The 15257-nt window shown below is 35.8% G+C and carries 21 protein-coding genes; 12 read left to right on the top strand and 9 right to left on the bottom strand.

Going from position 1 to position 15257, the window contains the following annotated elements:
- Positions 1 to 127 precede the first annotated feature (127 nt).
- Genes ACKI2W_RS01240 through ACKI2W_RS01225 form a run of 4 tightly spaced genes read left to right on the top strand, consistent with a single transcriptional unit; the run spans position 128 to position 2488 of the window.
- Positions 128 to 1156 carry a hypothetical protein gene (locus ACKI2W_RS01240; RefSeq protein ID WP_407378691.1) on the top strand — a complete coding sequence of 343 codons (1029 nt, stop codon included), beginning with the start codon at positions 128 to 130 and terminating at the stop codon, positions 1154 to 1156.
- Positions 1157 to 1215: 59 nt separating this feature from the next.
- Positions 1216 to 1350, top strand: coding sequence for a hypothetical protein (locus ACKI2W_RS01235; protein ID WP_407378724.1), 135 nt, complete (start codon positions 1216 to 1218; stop codon positions 1348 to 1350).
- A gap of 39 nt (positions 1351 to 1389) precedes the next feature.
- The gene (locus ACKI2W_RS01230; protein WP_407378690.1) at positions 1390 to 1842 is read left to right on the top strand and encodes a hypothetical protein; all 453 of its coding nucleotides are present in this window, start codon (positions 1390 to 1392) and stop codon (positions 1840 to 1842) included.
- Between the two features lies 1 nt (position 1843).
- Positions 1844 to 2488 (top strand): DUF116 domain-containing protein, encoded by a 645-nt coding sequence (locus ACKI2W_RS01225; RefSeq protein ID WP_407378689.1) that lies wholly within the window; start codon positions 1844 to 1846, stop codon positions 2486 to 2488.
- Here the strand turns inward: ACKI2W_RS01225 and ACKI2W_RS01220 are convergent.
- Genes ACKI2W_RS01220 through ACKI2W_RS01205 form a run of 4 tightly spaced genes read right to left on the bottom strand, consistent with a single transcriptional unit; the run spans position 2485 to position 5491 of the window.
- Entirely contained in the window at positions 2485 to 2688 is a 204-nt protein-coding gene (locus ACKI2W_RS01220; RefSeq protein ID WP_407378687.1) for a hypothetical protein, read from the bottom strand. The two genes, ACKI2W_RS01225 and ACKI2W_RS01220, sit on opposite strands and share 4 nt — an antisense overlap.
- 1 nt (position 2689) lies before the next feature.
- Entirely contained in the window at positions 2690 to 3892 is a 1203-nt protein-coding gene (hmgA, locus tag ACKI2W_RS01215) for a hydroxymethylglutaryl-CoA reductase (NADPH) (protein ID WP_407378685.1), read from the bottom strand.
- 1 nt (position 3893) lies between these two features.
- Positions 3894 to 4754 (bottom strand): succinate--CoA ligase subunit alpha, encoded by an 861-nt coding sequence (sucD, locus tag ACKI2W_RS01210; RefSeq protein WP_407378683.1) that lies wholly within the window; start codon positions 4752 to 4754, stop codon positions 3894 to 3896.
- Positions 4755 to 4765: 11 nt separating this feature from the next.
- Complete coding sequence (locus ACKI2W_RS01205; protein WP_407378681.1) at positions 4766 to 5491, bottom strand: hypothetical protein; 726 nt, start codon at positions 5489 to 5491, stop codon at positions 4766 to 4768.
- A 154-nt stretch (positions 5492 to 5645) separates the two neighbouring features.
- On the opposite strand from ACKI2W_RS01205, the gene aroD reads away from it, so the two are divergent.
- Both aroD and ACKI2W_RS01195 read left to right on the top strand, forming a co-directional pair.
- Complete coding sequence (gene aroD / locus ACKI2W_RS01200; protein WP_407378679.1) at positions 5646 to 6320, top strand: type I 3-dehydroquinate dehydratase; 675 nt, start codon at positions 5646 to 5648, stop codon at positions 6318 to 6320.
- A gap of 10 nt (positions 6321 to 6330) precedes the next feature.
- Complete coding sequence (locus ACKI2W_RS01195; RefSeq protein ID WP_407378677.1) at positions 6331 to 6945, top strand: S24/S26 family peptidase; 615 nt, start codon at positions 6331 to 6333, stop codon at positions 6943 to 6945.
- On the opposite strand, the gene ACKI2W_RS01190 is transcribed toward ACKI2W_RS01195, so the two are convergent.
- Positions 6942 to 7280 (bottom strand): P-II family nitrogen regulator, encoded by a 339-nt coding sequence (locus tag ACKI2W_RS01190; protein ID WP_407378676.1) that lies wholly within the window; start codon positions 7278 to 7280, stop codon positions 6942 to 6944. The genes ACKI2W_RS01195 and ACKI2W_RS01190 overlap by 4 nt on opposite strands.
- A gap of 11 nt (positions 7281 to 7291) precedes the next feature.
- A complete protein-coding gene (locus ACKI2W_RS01185) occupies positions 7292 to 8509 on the bottom strand; it encodes an ammonium transporter (RefSeq protein ID WP_407378675.1) in 1218 nt (405 codons plus the stop codon).
- Positions 8510 to 8736: 227 nt separating this feature from the next.
- Here ACKI2W_RS01185 and ACKI2W_RS01180 point away from each other — a divergent pair, with 227 nt between their 5' ends.
- From ACKI2W_RS01180 to ACKI2W_RS01155, 6 genes are read left to right on the top strand one after another with little or no spacing between them, the layout of a single operon-like run.
- Positions 8737 to 9015 (top strand): hypothetical protein, encoded by a 279-nt coding sequence (locus ACKI2W_RS01180; RefSeq protein ID WP_407378673.1) that lies wholly within the window; start codon positions 8737 to 8739, stop codon positions 9013 to 9015.
- 5 nt (positions 9016 to 9020) lie between these two features.
- Positions 9021 to 10247, top strand: a complete 1227-nt coding sequence (locus ACKI2W_RS01175; protein WP_407378671.1) for an HD domain-containing protein — start codon at positions 9021 to 9023, stop codon at positions 10245 to 10247.
- A gap of 8 nt (positions 10248 to 10255) precedes the next feature.
- Positions 10256 to 10804, top strand: coding sequence for a UbiX family flavin prenyltransferase (locus tag ACKI2W_RS01170; RefSeq protein WP_407378670.1), 549 nt, complete (start codon positions 10256 to 10258; stop codon positions 10802 to 10804).
- Complete coding sequence (gene cbiT / locus ACKI2W_RS01165) at positions 10805 to 11368, top strand: precorrin-6Y C5,15-methyltransferase (decarboxylating) subunit CbiT (protein WP_407378668.1); 564 nt, start codon at positions 10805 to 10807, stop codon at positions 11366 to 11368.
- 20 nt (positions 11369 to 11388) lie between these two features.
- A complete protein-coding gene (locus ACKI2W_RS01160) occupies positions 11389 to 12150 on the top strand; it encodes a hypothetical protein (protein ID WP_407378666.1) in 762 nt (253 codons plus the stop codon).
- Positions 12151 to 12154: 4 nt separating this feature from the next.
- Positions 12155 to 12766, top strand: a complete 612-nt coding sequence (locus ACKI2W_RS01155; RefSeq protein WP_407378664.1) for a molybdenum cofactor guanylyltransferase — start codon at positions 12155 to 12157, stop codon at positions 12764 to 12766.
- On the opposite strand, the gene rrp42 is transcribed toward ACKI2W_RS01155, so the two are convergent.
- From rrp42 to rrp4, 3 genes are read right to left on the bottom strand one after another with little or no spacing between them, the layout of a single operon-like run.
- Complete coding sequence (gene rrp42 / locus ACKI2W_RS01150; RefSeq protein WP_407378662.1) at positions 12749 to 13534, bottom strand: exosome complex protein Rrp42; 786 nt, start codon at positions 13532 to 13534, stop codon at positions 12749 to 12751. The genes ACKI2W_RS01155 and rrp42 overlap by 18 nt on opposite strands.
- Positions 13535 to 13543: 9 nt before the next feature.
- A complete protein-coding gene (rrp41, locus tag ACKI2W_RS01145) occupies positions 13544 to 14236 on the bottom strand; it encodes an exosome complex exonuclease Rrp41 (RefSeq protein ID WP_407378660.1) in 693 nt (230 codons plus the stop codon).
- A 24-nt stretch (positions 14237 to 14260) separates the two neighbouring features.
- Complete coding sequence (gene rrp4, locus ACKI2W_RS01140; protein ID WP_407378658.1) at positions 14261 to 15256, bottom strand: exosome complex RNA-binding protein Rrp4; 996 nt, start codon at positions 15254 to 15256, stop codon at positions 14261 to 14263.
- Between the last annotated feature and the right edge of the window lies 1 nt (position 15257).

The raw sequence follows: 15257 nt of genomic DNA, 5'->3' as shown, positions 1-15257 counted from the left end.
TTTTCACCTTTAAAATTATTAATAATCTAATATAAAAATCAGTTATATTTTTATACATTATTAATATTGATTTGTGGTAATATAAAAAGATTACTTTATTAACTCATCATCACATATTATAGTACATATGTATCAGAAAGTCATTGAAGATATAAAAAGAAACCTTGGTGATAACAACGATTTGAATCGCAAATACCTGATATCCCAAATAGACATCTACAAACACCATGAATACTCAACTGAAATCGTTAAGGAGATTTCCAGAATGATATGGGATTGTTTATCACCAGAGGAACAGGAAGAGTTCGCCAGAATCATAGAAGAGGAAAATCCAATCAGGGAAATACTGATTGAAGTGGAATTCTATATCCAGAACAATGACTATGAAACCGCTTTGGAAAAACTGGACGCTTTTATGAAAACAAAGCCTCCATTATATGAAAATGACAAAGTTAACGAATACCACACCTTCCAAAATCCGTTAGAGGAACTGATATTCAATGAATTCGTGGGATGCGAAAAGGAACTCAGATACATACCGGACAGCCAGCCATTGGAAGACCTGTATTATGCATACGGATTTTTATTAAGAGATAGTGCTCGTTTAGAAGAAGCGGAAGATGCCTTAAAAGAAGCTTTGAAACTTAATCCCGTTTCAGCAAGAACAATTCTGGAATTATGTGACATCTATAAAATGAAAACACCAACATTCAACAAATTCTATTTCTACAATATGGATGCATTGAAATATGCATATTCCGGATATGACCTTGCCAGAGTCTATAAGAACTTCGGATTCTACTATTATGAGGAAGGAAACATTGAACTGTCAATAGCATGCTATAAATACAGTCTGAAATATGAAAATGATCCGTTTACCAGAGAAAGAATAAATCTGCTTGAGTCAAATAAAAATATTTCATTAACGGACGATGAATGTGAAGAATATTTGAAAAGCAAGCATATCCAGCTTGGGGCAACGCCTTTCATTGTTGAAAATTTAAAGAAACTGGCAGCTGAATATGAAAATGACAATATGTTAGACCAATCATTATACTTCTATAGGCTTTTTTACAGTGTCAATAAAGATGAAGAAATATTTCATAAAATCAAGGAACTGGATTTGAAGGTAAGGCGAAGCAAAAGAAAAATTTAATTATATAATATATAATAATATTATATAGGTGATTTTATATGTGTTCAACCGGTGGGCCAATGGCCGATATTGATTTGAAAAAATTGAAAACAAAAAGATATAGATGCTTAGACTGTGGAAATGAATTTAAAGGACTGGGCAGGAAAGTTGTTTGTCCGTCCTGTCAAAGCGACAACGTCGAATCAAAAGAATAAATAAACATTTATTCTTCTTTTTTTATTTTTGTGATATTTATGAATATTAACTTTAGCTATGATGAGATATTATTCCTGGAAGGTGAGACAGGCACTGTAGGTGTTGTTAAAGTTGCACACGACAATAAAATGCTTTTTATAGCTACACAGGACAACGAGGAAATTGTTCAGTTCCTTGAAAAAGATGATCTCATAGCTGTTTCAAATTTCAAAAAAGACAAAAGAGCAATAAGAGCACAGGCCTATCTGACCCGTGAAGAGGACTCACCAATTGTTATCCTGAATAAGGATCATCCTTCAACCAAAAGATTATCACAGGTACTGTCCGTTGGCGAAAAAGTAAACTTGAACTGCAACATTACTCCAGGAACCCATCCTGAACAGGATGTATTATGTTCATGTGACTCATTATCAGGACTATCAATTGTTAAAACTCCAACCGGTGTTGAATTGAATAAAGTACATGAAAAATACACAATTGAAAGGTTCTAACATGACTTTTGACTTTGAATTACTATACTCACTGCTTGGAAGGCTGATAATTGTAATCGCAATATTAATCATAATATTATTTATCATACTGCTGGTTTTTGGAAAAATATTTCTGAAAAGAGGAATTGTAATATTTCCCAAATTCCTATTGTTCATTATAGATACTCTTTATTCACCATTCAAATCAATAGCCAGACTTATAAAGCTGGATGACCATCTGATTGATGATTTAAGCATTAAAATAAGAAATGACATCAACAAGAAAAAATTCGAAAAGATTCCTGCCGGCGAAACTTTGATATTTCTGCCTCATTGCCTAAGGCATAAGGATTGTCCCGCAACGCTTCAAAAGGAAGGCGTTAACTGTACCTGCTGCGGATTATGCTCCATTGGTGTTATTAAAAAGAAAGCTGAACCAAAAGGATACAAACTATATATTGTTCCAGGATCAAGCTTCGTTAAAAAGATAGTAATGGAAAATAAGTTTAAGGCAGTCATTGGAGTAGCATGCCATGAGGACCTGAATCAGATGATGATGTTGCTTTCAGATTTCTGTCCGCAGGGAGTGCTTCTTAAAAAAACAGGATGTTATGAAACAAAAGTGGATGTAAGTGAAGTATTGAAACTGATTAACTCCAAGGACTAATCATAATACTCCATAAATTCCAAAGATTCTTGTGTCTGGCCGAATTCTTCAATAAACTCTTTTAAATCATTTATAAATTCCTTTTTTCTTTCAGCCAAGTCTTCAATTTGAGAATAATCCTTTTTTACAGCAATATTCATTATGATATCATCAGTTTCAAGATTAATCTCAGGCAAAAGCAAATTGTCAATGTCTTCCATTCTAACCCCTACCAAGTTCCTGGTGAGCTCTTGCCAAATGTCCTGCAGCCAATGCACCGACTAATGACAGTTCACCTGCAAGAACTGTTGCAGCAACAATTTCTGCAAATTCACGGGCTTTTCCTGAACCGGCAACACCTAAAATGTTAAGGCCTTCATTTGCAACTTCAAGGCTTGTTCCTCCGCCAACAGTAGCCACCGGCAAGTCAGGAAGATTAACTGAGAAGTATAAATCACCATCACGTGCTTCGGCAGTAGTAATACCCAAGGAACCTTCTACAACATGAGCCGCATCCTGTCCGGTTGCTAAAAATATTGCCGCAACCATATTGGCATAATGGGCATTGTAGCTTAAGCTTCCACTGACAGCAGAGCCTATTAAGTTTTTAGCGACATTAACTTCCTCTATTGCCTCTGCAGTGGTTTTCAGTTTTTTATTAACGATATCTTTTGGAATGACAATATCGGCAACGACACTTTTTCCTCTTCCTTCCACCATGTTGATTGCTGCCGGTTTTTTATCAACACAAGCGTTACCGCTTAATGCAATGTGGCGAGCGCTGGTTTCACTGGCCAGCTTATCCAAAATCTTTTCTGTGGCAATAGTGACCATGTTCATACCCATACTGTCTCCAGTTGAGTAGACAAAACGTGGATAAACATAAGATCCCGCAATTAAAATAGGATCGATTTTTAAAAGCTTACCGTGAGAGGTTGTGCTTTCAGCAATTTCTTTTAACTCTGCAAAATTATCAATAAACCATTGCTTTATCTGTAATGACTGGCTCGCATTTTCAGTTTTGATAACAGGCGCACGGGTCATTATGTCAGATATTACATGAGCATTAACTCCGCCTGAAGCGGTTATTGCAGATGATCCTCTGTTAATTGAAGCCACCAAAGCTCCTTCAGAGGTTGCAAGAGGAATGAAAACCTCACGCTTACAGTTATCACCATTGATTTTTAACGGGCCTGCAATACCCATAGGCAACTGGAGAACACCGATGGAATTTTCAATATTTCTGGCTGAAGCCCTTTCCATATCCAAGGTATAATTAGAGATATTATCCAAACTGATAGAATATTTCTTTTCTAGAAATTCACGCCTGATGTCTGTAGCTTCCTTGGCTGAAACTTCCTTATCAACCTGATAAAGTTTCATTTCGCCATTCAGTAATTTATCAATAATTTCTTGATGAGTCATATTACATTTCCTTTTTAAGTAAATTAACAATTTCTGATGGCATTTTAGCTACTTCAACACCAGCATTGTTTAAAGCTTCAGTTTTACTTGCAACGGTACCGGAGTTTCCTTGAATGATAGCTCCCGCGTGTCCCATTCTTTTTCCAGGAGGAGCGGTTCTGCCGGCAATGTAAGAAACAACAGGTTTTGTCATTTCATTTTTAATGTATTCTGCTGCCTTTTCTTCAGCATTACCACCAATTTCACCGATTAAAACAACAGCTTCAGTTTCATCATCGGCTTCAAATCTTTTAAGAATATCAATATAATTAGTACCGATAACAGGGTCTCCACCGATTCCAACACAGGTACTTTGGCCAATTCCAGCACGAGTAAGTTCACTGGCTATTTCATAAGTTAATGTACCGCTTCTTGAAATAACACCAACATTTCCCTCTTCAAAAATATGTGTAGGCATGATACCTAATTTACCGATACCAGGAGAGATAATTCCCGGAGTATTCGGACCAATAACAGTTGTCCCCATCTGATCGGCATAAGCCATAATATCCAAACTGTCATGGATTGGAATGTGTTCGGAAATGATTACAACCAAATCCAAGTGTCTGATTGATTCAAAAGCCGCATCCTTTGCAAATTTTGCAGGAACAAAAATGATTGAAGAGTTGATATCAGTCTCTTCCACAGCTTCTTCAATAGAATTGAAAATAGGAACTCCCAAGAAGTCCTGACCTCCTTTTCCAGGAGTTACACCTGCACCAATATTAGTATTATACTTTAACATTTGTTCTGTATGGAAAGAACCTTGCTTTCCAGTAATTCCTTGAACTAAACAATTTGTATCCTTATCCAATAAAATCATATTATACCATCCTAACGTAAAATTCTTGTTTTATTTTGAAATGGAACCGCTAAATCTATTACATTACCGTTCATTAACGCGGTAGCGGAAAAGATTACACTGCCCGGCAACACATTACAGGTTGTTCCCCTTTCAACCAGATATGTATTCTTATTTCCAAGTGCCGCTCCAATCATTGCACTTGCTATTACGCCAACAGATTCAATATTCTCTACTGTTGCCACTACTACAGGGTCATCAGTTTCAGAAGAAACAAAGCCAACACCGGGAATCTCTCTTGTTCTGGCTTCAATCAAATCGGAAACATCCGTCAGATTGTCCATTCCCCGGGCTGCCTTGATTGCAGAGTTTGCAACATCACCGACAAAAGGCTCGCCACCATAGGTATCGAAACCTAAAATAATCGCATCAGGATAATATCCTTCGCGAAAGCTTGCTTCAGCATAGGATATTCCTTCGCCCGCTTCTGATTCAACTTTTGAAATTCCAGACAAATCGCCTAAATTCTCAGCACAATCTTTCAGTATATTGACTATTCCTTCATTGACAACTTCAAGTAAATCATCTTCAACGAAAGCACTGACTACAACATCATCTCCAGTAATATTTGTCAGGGCAGCTTCACTTGCTCCTAACTCCTTAAGCTTATAAAGATTATTTTCAATGCTTTGCGTCAATTCCTTACTACAGGACACATCATTTTTGGAAATGTCTGCCCCAATAGCTGTGATTTTCAAAATAACACCTTTAATAATTTGATTAAAAAATTACATAAAATAATAAAATTTTATCTGTAATATAATTTGTTATTTAATTTATATAAATTTTAAGTCATTTAAAAGGAGATTTTAGAAAAAATTAATAAATAATTACTATCAAAAATATCTATTAATGTATTCACAAACCAAAATAGCTATTCCGATTTTTCAACCTGACGTTGAGGGAGTGATAGAAGTTGCAAATGACTGCATCAAAAAAGGTGCGGACATTTTGGAATTCAGAATTGACGGTCTTAAAAATCCCAATTTTAAGGAAATCAAAGAGGTTATTGAAGAAATCAATTTCCCTATGATTGCAACTAATAGGATTTCAACGGAAGGCGGTTCCTTTAAAGGATCCGAAGAGGAAAGAATAGACATTTTATATAAATGCTGTGACTTGGTCGACTATGTGGATATTGAACTTCAAAGCGATGATGAATATATCAATATGATTCATGACACAGGAGTTAAGACCATTGTATCCTATCATGACTTCGAAAAGACTCCGGAAATTGACGAGATAACTTATATCGTCAATAAGGAAAGGGAACTTGGAGATATTGCAAAAGTCGCATTCATGCCTAAGGATTTGGATGATACTCTGAAAATACTGGCAATACTGTCACACTGTGAAAATACCATTGCTATTTCAATGAGCGATTTGGGAAGTTATACAAGAGTTATGGCCTCCAAATTTGATTCACCAATTACTTTTGCAGCCGGAAGGGACGCTACGGCTCCAGGTCAGATTGATATAGAAACAATGAGGGCTTTATTAAATATGGATTTAAATATCTTGGATTAAAGGTGGTTTTATGATTAAAAAAAGCACTTTAATTATAGGTTTTATTGTAATTATTTTACTTGTTATTGGAGGATACTTCATTTTTATTGGAGAATCCGTAACTGTTTATATGGATGGTGAAAACGTAACATCCCAGTCAACCATTTCACCATTTGCTGGCGTTGACACGAACGAACTGAACGAAGAAATCTGTGACTACACACTTGAAGCGATGAATAGTACGAACGGAAGTGTTCAAAGTTTAAGACAGGGAATTTTAAGGATTTGCCTTTCACATGGCTTGGATAATGTTAAAGTATATCTTGATTCACCCTTAGGAAGCGATGAAATTCCAATATTATTCCATGTTGAAGGATTGTCAATGTATCCTACTTTAAAAGACGGTCAGACTGTTCTGGTTGAAAAGACTCATGACATAAAAGTCGGCAGTATGGTTGTTGCCAATTCAGATGAGTATGGTCCAATTATAAAAAGAGTTTCTAAAATTAATGGAAATCAGATATATTTAACTAGCGACAATACAGATGTCGATTATGAATATATAAACGGCACCATGTATGAAACAAAAGGAATATCAACATGGGTTGATGTTGATGATGTTTATGGAGTGGTCGTACAGTACTAGACTGCACGATCTCCTTCCTCACCAGTTCTTATTCTTATTACATTATCTATAGGATAGATGAAAATTTTTCCATCTCCAATGTTTCCTGTATAGGCGGATTTCTTAATTGCATCAACGATCAAATCAACACCTTCCTCTTTTACAACAATTTCTACACGTGTTTTCGGGATTAAATCTATACAGTAACTAGAACCACGGTAAGATTCTCTTATTCCTCTTTGGCTTCCCCTACCTTTTACTTCTGATACGTTCATTCCTTCACAGCCTACATCTGATAAGGCTTTTTTTACATCCTGATATTTTTCCTGTCTAATGATTGCAACTACACTTTTCATTTTCGTGGCTCCTAGTTAAAGTTATATGCGGATTCTTCATGGAGGTGAGAATCCAGTCCTCCAATTTCCTGTGACTCGTCGACTCTTATACCGTCCATAGCTTTATCGAGTATTTTAGCTAGAACAAAGCTGATTGTAAATGCATATACAATAGTAGCTAATACACTTATAATCTGAATGAGAACCTGTCCTGGATTTCCATAGATTAATCCTGCCGTTCCACCTATTGCCGGCACTGCAAATATTCCTGTAGCTATTGCTCCCCACATACCTGACATACCGTGAATTCCCCATACATCCAAAGCATCATCATAGCCTAATTTGGATTTGAGGACATAAATTGCAAAGTATGAAACAAGCGGAGCGATTGCACCAATTATTAAAGCACCGAACACATCAACGAATCCTGCTGCCGGAGTGATTGCAACCAAACCTGCAACTCCACCGGAAATCGCACCTAAAATTGTAGGTTTTCCAACGATATAAGTATCTAAGATACACCATACAATTAATGCCACTGCAGCGGAAACGTTTGAAACGATGATTGCATTAGCTGCAAGTCCGTCTGCTGCAAGACCTGATCCTCCGTTGAATCCCATCCAACCGAACCAGAGTAATGCTGCACCAAGTACTGCATAACCTAAGTTGTGTGGAATTAAAGCAGTGCTTCTTCTTTTTCCAAGAACCAGTGCTACAGCAAGAGCGGAAATACCTGAGTTAATGTGAACTACAGTTCCTCCTGCAAAATCAAGAGCGTTCATCTGCATTAACCAGCCTCCTCCCCATACCCAGTGAGCGATAGGGAGATATACAAGACAAGCCCATATAGGTATGAATATTACCCAGGCTTTGGTTTTCATCCTTCCGACAAGAGCTCCTGAAATCAGTGCTGCAGTAAGGCCTGCAAATGCACACTGGAACATTACAAAGAGCAATGTTGGTATTGATCCTGTTAAATCATCAAGTCCAATTCCCTGTAAGAAGAAGTTGGACGGTGAACCTATAAAACCATAAATGGATGGCTCTCCAAAAGCGAATTGGTATCCGAAGACTACCCAAATTACACTTACAATTGAAAATGCTATAAAAGTTAAAAACATAGTATTTAAAACATTTTTTCTTTTACTTAATCCTCCATAGAAAAATGCTACAGCCGGAATACTCATTAATAATACTAAAAGACTACAAATAAGAACCCAAGCAGTATCACCTGCACTAAACATTACCATATTATCTTTTCTCTCATAATAAATTGAATTTAAATTAATTTTTTAATTAGTCGGAAGACGGTTTCCTACTTCCGACAAATATATTCTATTCAAAATAGTATATAAATATTTGGATTATTCAAAAAAGATTAAATAACAGTTAATATAAAAATAAATTACAGTATAGTTTAAAAATCAAATTATACCAAAATTAAATATCTAAAATCAAAATAAAAAAATGTGTTATTATGAAACAATCAATCAAAGTGAATTTATTAATATTTCTAATTGTTGCCGTAATTGCATTCGTTCTAAGCACTGCATTTGCAAGTGTAGTGGTCATCGATAACTCAGATGCCAAAAAGATTACAGCAATAGAAAATGACTCATTCGAACCTCATCAGATTGAAGAGGTGCCTGTAATAATTCCTAAAGTTGAAAATACAACAGATAACACAACATTTGACAATATAACTTCAGACATTATTGAAGTGGCTGATGATACATGGAATAGTCTATTAGGGTGACTAAATTGAGCGAAAAAAGAAAATTCATAAGAGACAGCGTTTATGGAGATATTGAATTATCCAAATTTGAAGTTAGCGTAATGGATATGCCTCAATTCCAACGCATCAGAAGAATCAAACAATTGGGATTGATCAGTCTGATATATCCTGGAGCAAACCATACCAGATTTGAACATTGTATCGGAACAATGAATCTGGCATCAAAACTGGCCACAAAACTAGAATTAAGTGAAGAGGAAATTGAACTGGTAAGAATTTCAGGCCTTTTACATGACATCGGTCATGGACCGTTTTCTCATGTATCCGAAGGAGTATTGTCATTTCCGCATGAAGAGCTCACAAAATATGTTATTGAAAAAACATCCATGCATGATTTGCTAGATGAAAAATTTGACACCAAAGAAATCGTTGACATAGTTAACGGAAAAGGTCATTTGGGTCCGATTATATCCGGAGAGCTGGACGTGGACAGAATGGACTATCTTTTAAGGGACTCACACAACACAGGAGTTGCCTACGGAGTAATCGATTACGAAAGAATCATATCAAATTTAAGATTGGATGACGGATTGGTTTTAGATATTAAAGGTGTTCAGGCTGCAGAAGGAGCGCTGGTATCAAGATATTTCATGTATCCTAGCGTATATCAGCACCACACAACAAGAATAGTCAATTCCATGTTTAGAAGAGCGCTGAAAAGAGAAATTGACTCAGGAAAAATCAACGAAAATGACATGTATAAATATGACGATTCAGACATCATCTCCCTGTTCAGAAATAGTAACGATGAAATAGTCAGGGACATGATAAACAGACTGGACAACAGGATTATCCCGAAAAGAGTTAAAACAATAAGGCTTGATAACTTCAAAAATCCGGAAAAACTGTATAAGATTTCACAGGAAACCCTAAGAAAAGCCGAAGAGGAAATAGCTGAAGACTTCAATATGGACAAAAACTACGTTTTCATAAACATTGCAGAGTATCCTCGCTTTGATGAGATGAAAACGCAGGTCAGCGTTGATGACAGGCTATATCCGTTAACAGAGATTTCAAACATCATTGGCGCATTGAGCAAAGCAAGATTCAACATACCTGACATCAGTATTTACGTGCCTATTGAGGAAAAGGAAAGGTTTGAAAAATTGAAACTGAATCATTATCTGGACTTGCCTGAAGTGGACAGGGAAAAATTCCACGGAATCCATTATGACCAAATTAAACTATTTTAGGAGATATTATGATTGTTGTAGCAATAACTGGAGCAAGCGGAGTGATTTACGGGATAAAACTGCTTGAAGCTCTAAATGAATTGAAAATAGAAAATAGTTTAATCATAAGCGATGCTGCAAAAACAGTCATCAAATCAGAAACCGATTATGAAATAGAAGACATTATCAAATTATCCGACAATTATTATGAATTCAACGACTTGACCGCATCAATAAACAGCGGATCATTTAAATTTGAAAGTCTGGCGATTGTACCGTGTTCCATGAAAACATTATCATCAATAGCAAATGGATATGGGGACAATACCATTACAAGAGTTGCGGATGTGAGTCTGAAAGAAAGAAGATGCACAGTTATCGTTCCAAGAGAAACCCCTCTTAGAACTGCTCATATAAAGAATATGCTTACCTTATCACAAGAAGGAGCTGTAATTTTACCTGCAATGCCTGGATTTTATTCCAATCATGACACAGTAGATGACCAAATCAACTTTGTGGTCGGTAAAATTTTAGATTCCTTGAATATAGAAAATAACTTATTTAAAAGGTGGGAATAAATGTTAGAAGATATGGATTTTATTAAATCATGCGATGTTCCGGGACCTACAAAAGAAGCAATAAGAGCAATAATACTTTATAAATCCGATGTAAAGGACACAGATAAAGTGGTTGATGTGGGATGTGGAACAGGAGGACTTACATGCGAATTTGCTCAAAGAGCAAAAGAAGTAACGTCCATTGATATAAATCCTGAAGCTATTGAAATGACTCAGAAGAATCTTAAGAAATTCGGACTTGGAGATAACGTTACATTAATATGTGACGATGGAGCCAATGCAGTTAAGGATATTGACAATGTGGATATTGCCATTGTTGGGGGCAGCGGCAGACAGTTGGAAAATATTCTGGAATTGATTGACTCAAAACTAAATTCAAACGGCCGGATAATCGTTACTGCAATATTGGTTGACACAAAAGTAGAAGCGGTTAACAAACTAAAAGAATTGAATTATAATCCCAAAATCATGGAAGTCAACATTTCAAACGGAAGAGTTCTCGACAGAGGGATTATGATGATGAGTGAAAACCCAATAGCCATCATATCAGCTAAAAAAAGATGAAAAAAATTGGAGATTATAAAATGGACAGCCATAATAGATGGAAAATCAAATTTTCAATAGTAATGGTTATAGCAATAATCGTTATTTATGGATCCAACATACTTATTTTAAAAGACCCTGAACATGTTGTTTCATATATCTGGACACACTTAGGATTCATTCCGGTAGATATACTCATTGTAGCATTTGTACTTGATGAAATCATAAGTAAAAAGGAAAAAGAAGCAATGATGGAAAAACTGGATATGATTATGTCAACATTCTTTTCAGAAATTGGAAACGACCTAATCAAACAATTAAGTTCTGTTAACCAACATAAAGCAGACACAAGCTACTTGGAATCCATTAAAAACTGGACTGATAAAGATTATGAAAACAGATTAAAGGAAATCAAAAACGTAAACATTGCTTTTAAAGCGGACGTTGCACCGGAAGATAGGGAAGAATACTTAACTAACATGAGAAATCTGCTTGTAAGCAAAAGGGAATTCATTGTTGGCCTTATCAATAACCCAAACCTTCTTGAAAAAGAAGAGTTTTCCGGATTATTGAATGCAATTCTCCATTTGGATGAGGAACTGGAACACAGGCCTGACCTGAGCAAAGTCAGCGATGTTGATTTTAATCACCTGAACGGTGACATGCAAAGAATCTACAACAAACTGGTTCACGAATGGATATACTATCTGAAATACCTGAACAAACATTATCCGTACATGATTGCATTAATCATACGTACCAATCCATTTGATGAAACTGCAGATGCATACGTAAAGGAATAAAAAAATGAAATCTGGCATTATTTTATGTGGAGGGCAGAGCAGAAGAATGGGTCGAGATAAAGGATCTTTAATTATTAAAGATAAACCTATGATTAAATACATACTTTCCACATTAAATAATGAAATAGATGAAGCGATAATTGTTTTAAATGATAGCGATAGGATTGATAGATATAAAAAATTTATTGATCCTGACGACTATTCATATGACGTGAAATTCGTTGAAGATAAAATCAAAAACAAAGGCCCTATTTCAGGTATTCTAACCGGACTTGAAAACATATCATCACAGTATGCAATAGTATTTCCCTGCGACAGTCCGAACATGACAAAAAATACAATACAAGCTCTTTTTAATGAAATAAGTAATGAATATCAGGCCATCGTACCATACCATGACCCCGACAATAAACTTAAAACATCAGAACCTCTCCATTCAATATACAACAGGAACATTATTCCATTAATCGAAGAACTGATTTTAAAGGATTGTCTGCACATCAAAGGAATAATAGAAAAAATAGAAACAAATTTTGTTTTAATTGATAATAAAAAAATATTAAAAAAAGAATTTGAAAATCTTAACCGTCCGGAAGACTTAAAGATATTCGACTAATTCTTTTGTTTTTGAAATTGCAGTATTAACAGCAGAGAAAATATCCTCTTTGGTTAAAGGATGAGCTCCGCCTTTTTGCATAGCACAAATTCTGCCTTCTTTAGTAACTCCAACATTTAAACGGGCACTGGCAACACGTTCTTCAGATAATGTTGGGTCTAAAACCATCTTATCACCTATTTTGACAAAGGTGCACATAGCCACTTCATTGTTAATAGGTAAATCAAAGGTATTTTCCTTGTCAATGACAACTTCATCATCAACTATGGTTGCAGTTGGTATTTTTGTGCTTTTGAGTGCTGCCATTACAGCAAGCTCTGCAGTGTCAAAGAGATTACCACAGTTGTCGATTACATGAAGGTCTATGAATAACATCCATACATGTTTGCCTTCTTCGACACATAGCTTGTCCAAATCGACCAGTTCACTTTCACGGATTCCTCTGTCAACTACACGTGCAAGTTCAATGGAATCGTCACCAGGTGGTCCAGGTTCAAAAGTAGGATCAGCCATCGGCAACATTTCACAATTGGTCATTAATACTCCCAAATCAGGGGTGTCTGGAAATGGACTGCCTAACTGAGGTTTAATACCAACAATAACTTGAGTTCCGCCGATTTTTACTCTTGCAGAACCTTCAGCTTTAGAAATAACATCAGTTTCAATAGAAATGTCCCTGTATTCATCAAGGGCTCTTCCATCTTCTCTTTTATCATTAAAAATAAGGTTTGTAATACTTTCTCTTGTAATTTCCGGTACTATATCCATATTAAACACCTATTCTGTAGAGTATTTTTTCATTAATGCTTCTTTTTGAAGCTCGCTAACTTTCATACATCCTTCCATAGCCAAATCAATAGCTTTCTGGAATTCTTCTTCAGTCAAATCACCGTCACTTTGGAGTAAAGTAATTTCACCGGTTCTTGGCATGATTGCAATAGGAACATCAGCCTGACCTTCCTTATCTTCAACTTCTGATAAATCAAGCACGACTTCATCATTGACCTTACCTGCAGCACATCCAACGACGATATCCTTCATAGGTACTCCAGCATCAACAAGAGCAACGGAAGCTGCGGTAATTCCTGCACAACGGGTTCCTCCTTCTGCTTCGATTACTTCAATATAAACGTCAACCATTGAACGTGGATAGTTTTCCAACATTAAAGCTGGTCTTAATGCATCAGCAGTGATTTTTGAAATTTCTGAAGATCTCCTATCAGGACCTGGCCTTTTTCTGTCATCTACTGAAAATGGTGCCATATTGTATCTGCATCTGATTACACCAGTATTCGGTTCAAGTAACCTTCTAATATATGATTCCCTAGGTCCGTAAACGGCAACTAAAATTTTATTTCCACCCACTTCAAGGTAAGCGGAACCGTCAGCACGTTCAAGAACGCCTGCTTCAATTTTTATAGGACGTAATTCATTGTACTTCCTACCATCCTCTCTAATCATCTCAGACATATTAATCTACCTCATAAATAGAAATTATCGATTATTTAAAATAAATGAATTATTATTTGAGTTATCGCTATAGGATAAACTTTTATCTTTATTCTGATTTTTCTTTTTTAACTCTTCTATAACTTCATAAAAATCAGGCTTATCCTCAGCATCGTTTTCTTCTTCAGCTTCAACTTCAGCATCATCAGTTTCATCTTCAATCTCTTCGGATTCAACTTCATCTTCGGGAATTTCTTCACTTTCAGCTTTTAGTTTAGCTTCAGCCTCTTCCTGTTCCAATTCTTCCTTAAAGTTTTGAAGTTTAGGTTTTTCCAATACGAATTCCTCTTCGCTTTCTTCAACAGGCAATTCGCCATCGATAGCTAAACATAATTTATTTTTAATCTTATTGGTTAAACCTGAAGTATGAGCTTCAACCTCAATAGTACGGATAATTTCTCGAGTAAGCTGTTCCATGTCCTCATTTCCTTTAACCCAAACAAGACCATTCTGACCAACAACGATTTTACAATTGGTTTTGTTCTTGATCATGTTAATCATGGAACCTTTTTTACCAATCAGCCTAGGCACTTTTGTCGGGGAAATCTCTACAATGATTCCTCCCTTAAACTTACCTAAACCACGGCCTTTCAAACCAAGTTTGGCTTTTTTAACTTCATCGACATCGATTACTCTTAAGAAAAGCACATCTCCGACATCATATACTTTATTAAGTTCTTTTTTATCCCTACCGAACACTTCAAAAGCAGGTAAAATTCCGGAGTATGGAGAATTAATGTCTACATCCCACATTGAGAATCTAACATCATTAATCTTACCGATTACAACATCTCCTTTCTTAGGAACATATTTGCTTTTGAGAGGGATTACTCTAATTTTCTTATTTCTTAGAGAAACTAATCCGATTAAAGAAGAGCATATTTTGCCATCTTCTTTAAAAGTTCCTCTTCCTGGATAATAGTCATCGTCAGCTAATATTTGTCCAGGAATTACTAAATTTTTATCTTCCACATATATCATA

The organism is Methanobrevibacter sp. (assembly GCF_045603845.1).
GTDB lineage: Archaea > Methanobacteriota > Methanobacteria > Methanobacteriales > Methanobacteriaceae > Methanocatella.
This window is presented reverse-complemented; position numbering and strand designations above follow the sequence as displayed.